Annotated in this window: 10 protein-coding genes; 4 read left to right on the forward strand and 6 right to left on the reverse strand. The window is 61.7% G+C overall.

Annotated elements, in window-relative coordinates; translation table 11 throughout:
• Positions 1-164 precede the first annotated feature (164 nt).
• The 4 genes from RHIBUN_RS0129465 to RHIBUN_RS0129480 form a co-directional block, all read right to left on the reverse strand.
• The gene (locus RHIBUN_RS0129465) at positions 165-995 is read right to left on the reverse strand and encodes a L,D-transpeptidase (protein ID WP_025662364.1); all 831 of its coding nucleotides are present in this window, start codon (positions 993-995) and stop codon (positions 165-167) included.
• Between the two features lie 109 nt (positions 996-1104).
• Positions 1105-2028 carry an alpha/beta fold hydrolase gene (locus RHIBUN_RS0129470; RefSeq protein WP_025662365.1) on the reverse strand — a complete coding sequence of 308 codons (924 nt, stop codon included), beginning with the start codon at positions 2026-2028 and terminating at the stop codon, positions 1105-1107.
• A 110-nt stretch (positions 2029-2138) separates the two neighbouring features.
• Entirely contained in the window at positions 2139-3767 is a 1629-nt protein-coding gene (locus tag RHIBUN_RS0129475; RefSeq protein ID WP_025662366.1) for a cisplatin damage response ATP-dependent DNA ligase, read from the reverse strand.
• Positions 3767-4777 (reverse strand): ligase-associated DNA damage response exonuclease, encoded by a 1011-nt coding sequence (locus RHIBUN_RS0129480; RefSeq protein ID WP_025662367.1) that lies wholly within the window; start codon positions 4775-4777, stop codon positions 3767-3769. Before RHIBUN_RS0129480 ends, RHIBUN_RS0129475 begins: the two co-directional genes overlap by 1 nt.
• A gap of 110 nt (positions 4778-4887) precedes the next feature.
• Between RHIBUN_RS0129480 and RHIBUN_RS0129485 the strand changes: the two genes are divergently transcribed.
• Together RHIBUN_RS0129485 and RHIBUN_RS0129490 are read left to right on the forward strand one after the other, a co-directional pair.
• On the forward strand, positions 4888-6264 hold the full coding sequence (locus RHIBUN_RS0129485; protein WP_156932772.1) for a TIGR03808 family TAT-translocated repetitive protein: 1377 nt from the start codon (positions 4888-4890) through the stop codon (positions 6262-6264).
• A gap of 99 nt (positions 6265-6363) precedes the next feature.
• Positions 6364-7023 (forward strand): glutathione S-transferase family protein, encoded by a 660-nt coding sequence (locus RHIBUN_RS0129490; RefSeq protein WP_025662369.1) that lies wholly within the window; start codon positions 6364-6366, stop codon positions 7021-7023.
• Here the strand turns inward: RHIBUN_RS0129490 and RHIBUN_RS0129495 are convergent, their stop codons facing one another.
• A complete protein-coding gene (locus tag RHIBUN_RS0129495; RefSeq protein ID WP_025662370.1) occupies positions 7024-7920 on the reverse strand; it encodes a LysR substrate-binding domain-containing protein in 897 nt (298 codons plus the stop codon).
• A 120-nt stretch (positions 7921-8040) separates the two neighbouring features.
• On the opposite strand from RHIBUN_RS0129495, the gene RHIBUN_RS0129500 reads away from it, so the two are divergent.
• Complete coding sequence (locus RHIBUN_RS0129500; protein ID WP_025662371.1) at positions 8041-8229, forward strand: hypothetical protein; 189 nt, start codon at positions 8041-8043, stop codon at positions 8227-8229.
• A gap of 50 nt (positions 8230-8279) precedes the next feature.
• Complete coding sequence (locus RHIBUN_RS0129505) at positions 8280-8630, forward strand: MmcQ/YjbR family DNA-binding protein (protein WP_025662372.1); 351 nt, start codon at positions 8280-8282, stop codon at positions 8628-8630.
• 27 nt (positions 8631-8657) lie between these two features.
• Here RHIBUN_RS0129505 and RHIBUN_RS0129510 read toward each other — a convergent pair whose 3' ends face one another.
• A complete protein-coding gene (locus tag RHIBUN_RS0129510; RefSeq protein ID WP_025662373.1) occupies positions 8658-9275 on the reverse strand; it encodes a glutathione S-transferase in 618 nt (205 codons plus the stop codon).
• Positions 9276-9559: the final 284 nt, after the last annotated feature.

The following is a 9559-nucleotide window of genomic DNA, read 5'->3' on the forward strand; positions in this document are numbered from 1 at the left end:
CGGGTCTGGTTTCCTGTTGCGCGGGAAGGACGGACGCCCTTCGCGGAAGGTGGCTCAACGCCGGTGACAACACAAGAAATCTATCGCCATACGTTAAATAAACCACCACCTCACGAAGTCGTGTCCGTCTGCCGCGAGACGATATCACCAGAGCTGTTGCGCGACTACATCACGACGATTTCGGCCTTTGCCGGAACGCGGTCATAAAGGTCGACCACATCCTGGTTCAGCATGCGCACGCATCCCGACGACGTGGCCTTTCCGACCGACTGCCAATCCGGCGTGCCGTGGATGCGGTAGAGTGTATCCTGCCCGTCCTTGAAGATGTAAAGAGCGCGCGCGCCGAGCGGGTTGCCGAGGCCCGGATTCATTCCGCCGTTCTCCGCAGAGAAGGCCCGGACATCCGGCTGGCGCGAGACCATTTCGGCGGGCGGCGTCCAGCGCGGCCACTTCTGCTTCCACTGGATGACGCCGCGGCCGGACCATGCGTAGCCGTCACGGCCGAGGCCGACGCCGTAGCGCATCGCCTTGCCGCCCGGCTCGACGAAATAAAGGTGCTTGGTTTTCGTGTCGACGATGATCGTGCCGGGCTTCTCGTTGGTCGGATAGTCGACCTCCAGCCGCAGATATTGCGGATCGATGCGGCTGACCGGTATGGCCGGCAGCGTAAAGTCGGTATCGCGCACCTGGCCATACATCGCGCCATTCACCGGATTGGTGACCGGCAGGCCGTAGGTCCGGCTGAAATTCGCGCCTGGGATACCATAGGTCTGGTTATAGATTGTCGGCGGCACACCCGGCCTCTGCGGGACCGGCGTTTCCAGCGGCTTGACGCGCATCGGATCCACACCGTTATAAAAAACAGGCGACGTTTCCTGCACAAAGCGGGCGGGATCGGTGGCACCGGTATCCGGGACAAGGATGTTGCAGCCGCTCAGGCAAAGAGCAGCGGCCGCAAGCCCGGCAAATGGCGACACCCGGCTGAGAACAGTCATAAAACACCCTCATCGACAACAGCGAGACGTATAGCTGCGGCGAGGATGACACCTGCGGCTGGCGCGAGGCTGGTCACCCGGTCAGCCTCGCATGGATGTCAGACCGCGATCAGGCCGCGACGCCGTGGAAGAACCGTATGCTCTGCTCGATTTCCGCCGGCAGCGCCGACGTATGGTTGCCGGTCACCGTATCCGTTTCGATGCGGACCCCGCCGGAGCGGGCACGGCTTGCAAGCAGACCGGCGCGGTCATTGAAATGCGCCTCTTCGGTACCGTGAACGACGCGGACGGGGCACTTGAAGCTCTTGGCATAGCAGAGCGCGCTGCGGACTTCGAACTCGTGGGCGTTGCTGTCGTCGAAGCGAATGTCCTGCGGGTAGCGATTGAAGAAACGGAAGGCATCCGGATTGCCGGAGATCGGTGCCGCCGCACGGAACTTGTGGCTGCTCATCGCCGCAAGCATGGTCAGCGTGCCGCCGACACTGTGGCCGGCAATGAACAGGCGATCGGCATCGACGCCCGGAAGGTGTTGCAGCCGGTCGGCGGCCGAGAGCACGTCGTCGACCTCGTCGTAGAAGCCCGAGAAATTGCCCATCTGGCCGTTCTCGCCGCGCAGCGACGGCATCATCACCACGAATCCGGCATCGACATAGGCCTTGAGCAGGACCCAATGCCCAAGCCCCATCGCGTTGCCGCCATGCAGGAACAGCACGCCCGGCTTCGGCTTGCTGCCGCGCTTGTATCTGGAAACCCAGGCGACCAACTCCAATTCGCCGCCGTAACCCGAACGATAGAAGATCTTCTCACCTTCCGGCGGAGCGTCGAGCGGTTCGTACTTGTCGGGAGCCGGCCCCTTCTGCAAGAGCTTGGTATGGAAGCGCTTGCGGACCTTGGCGTAATCGTGATCGATCAGCCTTGGCACCTCCGGAACCTCGAATGCGCTTGCGATGCGCGGGAGCAGGAGGGCTCCAGCCAGGCCTGCAAGAACCGTGCGGCGCTGTCGGAGAAAAGAATTGCCTTCGTCTGACGTCATTTCACACTTCCATGGTTCCCGGCGATTCGAAAATTGCACCGGAAGCGCGCGACCGCCAACACACGTTGTGTTGAAAACGGTGTCCCTGCGGCGTTTTGCGCCAGAAAAACCTACTGCTCGCCCTTGGCATCGATCATGGCGACCAGCGTCTGGAGGCGATCCGCCTCATAGGACGGTTTGTCGGGACGCAGGCGGGAGATCCGCGGAAAGCGCATCGCCACGCCCGATTTGTGGCGGGTGGAGCGATTGATGCCTTCGAAAGCGACTTCGATAACAAAACCGAAATCCTTGTCTGCCCTGACGGCCCGCACCGGACCGAAGCGCTCCGTCGTATTGTTGCGCACGAACTTGTCCAGCAATTCCAACTCGGCATCGGTGAAGCCGAAATAGGCCTTGCCGACCGGCACCAGTTGTTCTCCCTCCGACGTCTCGGTCCAGACGCCGAAGGTGAAATCGGAATAATAGCTGGAGCGCTTGCCGTGGCCGCGCTGCGCATACATCAGCACGGCGTCGACGTTATAGGGATTGCGCTTCCACTTGAACCACGGACCCTTCAGCCGCCCGGCCTGATAGACACTGTCGCGGCGCTTGATCATCACCCCTTCAATGACAGGATTTGGCGGTGACGAGCGCAGCTGATCCAGTTCGTTCCACGACGAGAACTCGACCAGGGGTGAAAGATCGAAACGGTCGTGCGGCGCATGATCGATGACCTCCGCAAGACGCGCGCGCCGATCGACATAGGAGCGGCCGCGTATGTCCTCTTCGCGATCGAACAGCAGGTCGTAGGCACGGATGAAGGCCGGATACTCGTCGAGCATCTTCACCGTCACCGTCTTGCGGTTCAGGCGTTGCTGCAGATCGGAGAAGGTACGCGTCGGGCTGTTCGAACGGGTGGTTCCGCCAACGAGGAGTTCACCGTCCATCACCCCGTCGAAGTTGATCGAATCGACGATATCGGGAAACGCGCCTGAGATATCGTCGCCGGAACGCGAATAGATCTTGCGCGTGTCGCCGGAGCGCGACAGCTGCACGCGAATGCCGTCCCATTTCCACTCGGCGGCATAGTCGGACGGGTTGAGCTGTTCGAGATCCCCCTCCTCCACCGGATTGGCGAGCATGACGGAATGGAAGATCGCCGGCGTCGCCAGCACCGGCTTGTCACCTTGCCCTTCCAGCCAGCGAAACAGCGGTTCGTAGGGCGGCTGCAGACCATGCCAGAGCGTCTCGATTTCGGTCACATCGCGGCCGCCCATTTCGGCGAGCGCCTGTTTCGCCAGACGGGACGAGACCCCGATGCGGAGCGCCCCGGTCGCAAGCTTGATGAAGGCGAAGCGACCTGATGTGTCCAGCCGATCGAGCAGGTCGCGCACGAAGCTGCGAACCTCGGTGCGCCCAAGCGCGTTCATCTGCCTGACGACATCGCCAAGCCGCGGCTGGGCGAGCGCCGACCGCTCGATGTCCCTTTCGGCATCCCAGACAAGCGAGATCGTCTCGGCGAGATCGCCGACATAATCGTAGGAATAGCGGAAGAGCACTTCGTCCATCCGCTCCAGCACCAGCTCGCGCAGCATGGCCGGCTTGACGTTTCGCACTTCGAGCGTGCCGGCGATGGCGGCAAGACCGTAGCCTCGATCCGGATCCGGGGTGTCGCGGAAGTAATCGGAAAGCAGTTTCAGCTTGCCTGTGCGGCTGGGGGTGAGCACGAGGCGGTCAAGCAGATCGGCGAACGCTTTCATCAATCAGCCTCGTCTTCGTAGCCGACGAGGTGAAGCGGTCGGGCCTTGATGCCCTGCAACTGGCACCAACGAACCAGCGCCTCTTCGCGACCATGCGTCACCCACACTTCCTCGGGGCGCAGATCACTGATCGTCTCCGTCAGTTCCGGCCAGTCACAATGGTCGGAAATGACCAATGGCAGCTCGACGCCCTGCTGCTTGGCGCGCTGACGCACCATCATCCAGCCCGACGCAAACGCCGGCAACGGCTCGTTGAAGCGTCGCGCCCAGCGGTCGGCAAAGGCGGAGGACGGACCGACGACAATGGCTCCCTTGAAGGCGGACTTGTCGCGGCTCTCGATGGTCGCCGGGCGTAGCTCACCAAGCTCGATGCCTTGCTCCGTGTAGTAGTCGCAGAGCCTTTCCATCGCACCGTGGATATAGATCGGCTGGTCGTAGCCGGTATCGCGCAGCAGGCGAATGACGCGCTGCGCCTTGCCGAGCGCATAGGCGCCGATCAGATGCGTGCGCTCCGGAAACTGCCGCAACGAGGCATAAAGCTTGCCCATCTCATCGACCGGATCGGGGTGATGAAAGACCGGCAGTCCGAAGGTGGCCTCGGTGATGAAGACGTCGCAAGGCACCGGCACGTAGGCCGCGCATGTCGGGTCCGCCCGCCGCTTGTAGTCGCCCGAAACGACGATGCGGGTACCGTTCTTCTCGATGGCGATCTGCGCCGAGCCGAGCACGTGGCCAGCCGGATGAAAGCTGACCTTTACGCCGTTGATCAGGATCTCTTCGCCGAAAGCGGCAGCCTGTTCGCTTGCGCAGAATCCATCGCCATAGCGGATCTGCATGATGTCGAGCGTCTGGCGTGTCGCAAGCACGTTTGCATGGCCGGGCCGCGCGTGATCGGAATGACCGTGGGTGATCAGGGCTCGCTCGACCGGCCGCACGGGATCCACATAGAATCCTCCCTCGGGACAATAGAGCCCCTCGGGGGCGGGATAGAGCAATGCATCTGGTCTCATGCCTGCAAAGATAGCGGGAAAGGACGGAAGGGCCAGTGGGCGACGGGAAGATGCCTATCTGTACCAAAATGAAACAGGCGCGCCGGCACGTTTCCTGCAAGGCGGTCGAAATGAAGGAAAGTCCGTTAACCTCCCGTCGTGACCTGCTCCGTCTTGCGGGAGCATCCGCCTTTGCGCTGATGGCATCGCGCAGCTTCGCGACAACGCGCGATGGTGGCCTGCGCGGCGCGATTGACGCGGGAGATTACCAGCCAACGCCAGGTGCGCCGGACCGCAAGCGCGTCAGCCTGCAGAAGATGATCGACCAAGCGGCGGCGGAGAACGCACCGGTTTTCCTGCCACCAGGCACCTACAAGGCTTCCAATCTCGTACTGCGGGAGAATACGCGCATCACCGGCGTTCCCGGCGTATCGCGCATCGTCTACACCGGCGGTGGCAACCTCTTCAGCGCTGAGAAGGTCAAGAACATCGAACTCACGAACATCATCATCGACGGGCAGAATCGTTCGCTCGGTGATGATGCCGGCGGGCTGCTGCAATTCACCGGCGTCGCCAAGGTAATCATCGACAATTGCGAGATCGCCGCCAGCCGCAAACATGCCGTTCGACTGGAGCGATGCGGCGGCCGGATTACGGGCAGCCGCATATCGGGTGCAGGCCAATCCGGCATCTACGCCGTCGAATCCGACGCGCTTTCGATCACCGGCAACGAGGTCTTCGACTGCGGCAATGGCGGTATTCTCGTGCATCGCTGGACGAAGGCGGCTGATAACAGCGTCGTCAACGGCAACCGCATCTACCGGATCAAGGCCAATGACGGCGGCACCGGCCAAAACGGCAACGGCATCAATATCTTCCGCGCTGACAACGTCATGGTCGCAAACAATCACGTGTCGGACTGCGCATTTACCGCCATCCGCGCCAATTCGGCCTCGGATATCCAGATCACAGGCAACCAATGCCAGCGTTCGGGCGAGACCGCTGTTTATGTCGAGTTCGAGTTTGTGGGCGCTGTCGTGTCCAACAACATGGTGGACGGTGCGGCGAACGGCATCTCGATCGCCAATTTCGACCAGGGCGGCAGGCTGGCGAGCGTTACCGGCAACGTCGTGCGTAACCTGACGCTCAAGGGTCCCTACGAGCACGAGGTCGGCTTCGGCATCGGCATTGCCGCCGAGGCGGATACACTGGTCTCCGGCAACATCATCGAAGGTGCGCCACGCTGGGGCATGCAGCTCGGCTGGGGACCCTATCTGCGCAACCTCGTCGTGACCGGAAATATCATCCGCAAGACCCCGATCGGCTGCGCGGTCTCGGTGGCGGAAGGTGCAGGCGCGGCCATCATCACCGACAACGTGTTTCAGGAAACGCCCTGTGGTGCCGTCCTCGGCTTCGAATGGGACAGGAAGGTGTCCGGCGAGCTGGCGACCGCGGGCGCTGCCTCGCGCTTTGCGCAGCTGACGGTCGAGCGCAACCGCATCTCCTGAAAAGCATCAAAAGCTTTCATCGATTCATAAGGCTTGGCGGCTTCCGCTGCGACGCTTCGGCTCCTACCCTGCGCCCAGCCGAACAAGGGGTACATCGAGATGCTGACAATTTACGGAGTTTATCGCTCGCGCGCCTCGCGCGTTTACTGGATGGCTGAGGAACTGGGTCTCGAATTCGAGTCCCTGCGGGTCATTCAGGCAAGGCGACTTGCCAATCCGCTTGCCGCCGATGCGCCTATCAATACCCTGTCGCCTGATTTCCTGGCGGTCAATCCGATGGCGCTGATCCCCAGCATCAAGGACGACGACCTCGTCATGCATGAGTCGCTTGCCATTACCCTTTACCTCGCCCGCAAGCATGGCGGACCACTGGCCGGCCAAACCGTCGCGGAAGACGGTTTGATGACGATGTGGACCATTTGGGCGGCCACCGAGGTTGAGCCGCATACGGTGAAGATCGTCTATGTCTACGACGACGAGAAGCAAAACAGCGACGAGGGCAAGGCAACGATCAGCGTCGCCGTCCGATCGCTGAAGAAGGCGTTCGCGACGCTCGACAAGCATCTGGCGACCAACGAATACGTTGTCGGCAACCGCTTCACCGCAGCTGATCTCAATATCGCGGAAGTTCTTCGCTACGCGCAGACGGAACAGGCGCTGTTCGACGCCCATCCCAATGTCAGCGCCTGGATCAAGCGCTGCCAGTCACGGCCGGCCTATATCGCGATGCAGGCGACGCGGTCGCAGGAACCGGTTTGATCAGGGAAAGAGCTTGAGGGTGCTGGCCATTTCCTCGCGGATCCAGGCCTTGAAATCCTTCACCTTCTTGGGTTCGCGCGCGCCTTCGGCCGTTACGAAATAGTGGCCGAAGCCAGTTTTCGCGCGAATGCCGAAAGGCGCAACCAGCTGCCCCTGCTGCAGGGCAAAGTCCGCGAGCGTCTGCCAGGCGAGCATGACGCCCTGCCCTGCGATAGCCGCATCGAGGCAGAGCGAGGCATCGTTGAAGACGTGGCGCGTCTCGAGCGTCGCGCCCGACAATCCGGCCTCTCGCATCCACACTTCCCAAGTGAACATGGCGTGACCGTCGATGACCGCCGGCAGCGACAGTATATCGGCGGGCTCGTGCAGTCGCGCCGCCATAGCGGGCGAACAGACCGGGAAGACCTGCTGCTGCAGCAGCAGTTCGGCCTTTACGTCCGACCACTGACCGTTGCCGACGCGGATGCCGACATCGACATCGCAGAGCGCCGGATTGACGAGCCGGGTGGTGGCATCCATCCGCAGGCTGATCTCAGGATGCCGTTCGGCAAAGCGATCGAGCCGATAGACAAGCCAGCGCGCGGCAAAGACCGGCGCCACAGAGATCGTCAGAATGCTGTCGTCCCGCCGCTGCGTCGTCGCGACGGCCTGCGACAGCGCATTGAAGCCCTCGGTCAGGCCGGCCAGCAGGCGCGTGCCCGCCTCAGTCGCGACCATGCCTTTTGGCGTGCGCTCGAAGATCACGTGGTCGAGCTGCGCTTCGGCCTTGATGACCTGTTGGCTGACAGCGCCGATGGAGACGCCCAGTTCCTCTGCGGCGGCCTGTAGGGAGCCAAGCCGGCCGACAGCCTCGAGCGCGCGCAATCCGTTCAAGTGAACCGAGTTCAGGTTTCTCATATAGTTTTTCTATACCGAGAGATTGGTAATCTCAATTGAAACCTGGCTGGCCGCCCGCGATAATCCGCCTGTGTTGAACAGATGCTCCGTTCGCCATTCTCGAAGGAAGCGAGGCGCGCCATGCAAATACTAAAGTTTTTCTTGAGCGTGGAAACAATCGAACCGCCCTACAGCGCGGACAGCAAGCGGGATCCGCTCTACCATCCCGAACTGGCCCGCATGTCACCGACGGCGTTGGCAGACCTGCCGCTCGGCCCGCAACCACGCGCGCCCGAGCAGGAACCGCTACAGCTCGCAAAGTGCGCATAGCCCGGTAAAATCTGCTAGTCTTGGCCCGCTTCAGTTTCGAGCGGGCTCACATGACCAGTGTCGATACGATCTTTGCGCGCCTCAAGCGTCTTTCGGCGGAAGCCAATCTGCCTGACGTCGAGGAGAGCACGTCCTACGGTAACCCGGCGCTGAAAGTCGGCGGCAAATCATTCGCGGCGGTCAAGAACAACGAGACCATCGTGCTCTGCATCTCGATCGACGACAAGGAACGGCTGATCGAGATGGCGCCCGAGATCTACTATCAGACACCCCACTATATCGGCTGGCCGTATATGCCCCTGCACGCCGCGATGATCAGCGACGCCGAACTGAAGGAACGGCTGATCGGCGCGTGGCGGTTCCGCGCGCCAAAGAGGCTTGCCGCGAATTTTCATGGCTGATGTGCCCGGCGGCCGGGCGACGTCTGTTTAGGCCTGTTCGCGCTCCAATGCCCGCAGCACGGCCGCGCGCTCCATCATCTGCGCATAGTGCGCCGTCGCTTTCCGGAAGCGGGCCGGATCGACGCCATCGGACCGCAGCCAGCCGGTCATGACAAAGAGGTAGGGATCGGCGACCGAATAGTACTCGCCCATGACCCATGGGCCCTCCAGCATCTTCGCCTCGATGATCTCGAAGCATTCGGCCATGGTTTGCGGCACCTTCGCCTTCATCGCTTCATGGGCTGTCGGATCATCGGCCCACCGGCTGCCCCGGCGGCCGTGCGCGTGGTTCACATGCACGGTCGAGCAAAGATAATTGTTGAAGGCCTGCATGCGGGCGAACTCGAAAGGATCAAGCGGGGCCAATTGCGCGGCGGAGGCGACCTGAGCGATATAGGCGAGGATTGCCGGCGTTTCGGTAATGATGCCGCGATCCGTCACCAGAGCGGGAACCCTGCCCTTGGGATTGATCGCCAGGTACTCGGGAGAACGCTGCTCCGCTTCGGCGAAGTTCAGCTTCTTCGTTTTGAACTGCAGGCCGGACTCCTCCAGCGCAATGAGGCTTGCGAGCGCGCAGGTATGCGGCGCGTAGTACAGTGTCAGCATGATCGACTCCAATGAAAGAACACAAGGGGCAAAACGCCTTGAACTGGCGGCTTTTCCTTGGGTTCAGTTTCGTTTTGATCGGCATCGACGCCGATCGGCTCAATCTTTCCTTCCGCTGGACAGAGTGTTGCCGTCCTGCGGTTCTCGAACCAATCTCCAATGCGTGACCTGATGCGTTGGCTTCGGTCACAGAGTGATGTTCGGCTCCCGGTTTCCCATTCTCCCTAAGGAGCGCAGCCCAGTCCTACCGGGCTCGCTAGACGATCATCAGGACAACCGGGATA

It is taken from the genome of Rhizobium sp. IBUN (genome assembly GCF_000510625.1).
Lineage (GTDB): Bacteria > Pseudomonadota > Alphaproteobacteria > Rhizobiales > Rhizobiaceae > Rhizobium > Rhizobium altiplani.

What these genes read in the sequence shown, in the direction of transcription:
- RHIBUN_RS0129480 (WP_025662367.1), bottom strand. Translation starts at nt 4,777, where the DNA reads ATGAGACCAGATGCATTGCTCTATCCCGCCCCCGAGGGGCTCTATTGT.
- RHIBUN_RS0129505 (WP_025662372.1), top strand. Translation starts at nt 8,280, where the DNA reads ATGACCAGTGTCGATACGATCTTTGCGCGCCTCAAGCGTCTTTCGGCG.
- RHIBUN_RS0129465 (WP_025662364.1), bottom strand. Translation starts at nt 995, where the DNA reads ATGACTGTTCTCAGCCGGGTGTCGCCATTTGCCGGGCTTGCGGCCGCT.
- RHIBUN_RS0129490 (WP_025662369.1), top strand. Translation starts at nt 6,364, where the DNA reads ATGCTGACAATTTACGGAGTTTATCGCTCGCGCGCCTCGCGCGTTTAC.
- RHIBUN_RS0129510 (WP_025662373.1), bottom strand. Translation starts at nt 9,275, where the DNA reads ATGCTGACACTGTACTACGCGCCGCATACCTGCGCGCTCGCAAGCCTC.
- RHIBUN_RS0129470 (WP_025662365.1), bottom strand. Translation starts at nt 2,028, where the DNA reads ATGACGTCAGACGAAGGCAATTCTTTTCTCCGACAGCGCCGCACGGTT.
- RHIBUN_RS0129475 (WP_025662366.1), bottom strand. Translation starts at nt 3,767, where the DNA reads ATGAAAGCGTTCGCCGATCTGCTTGACCGCCTCGTGCTCACCCCCAGC.
- RHIBUN_RS0129485 (WP_156932772.1), top strand. Translation starts at nt 4,888, where the DNA reads ATGAAGGAAAGTCCGTTAACCTCCCGTCGTGACCTGCTCCGTCTTGCG.
- RHIBUN_RS0129495 (WP_025662370.1), bottom strand. Translation starts at nt 7,920, where the DNA reads ATGAGAAACCTGAACTCGGTTCACTTGAACGGATTGCGCGCGCTCGAG.
- RHIBUN_RS0129500 (WP_025662371.1), top strand. Translation starts at nt 8,041, where the DNA reads ATGCAAATACTAAAGTTTTTCTTGAGCGTGGAAACAATCGAACCGCCC.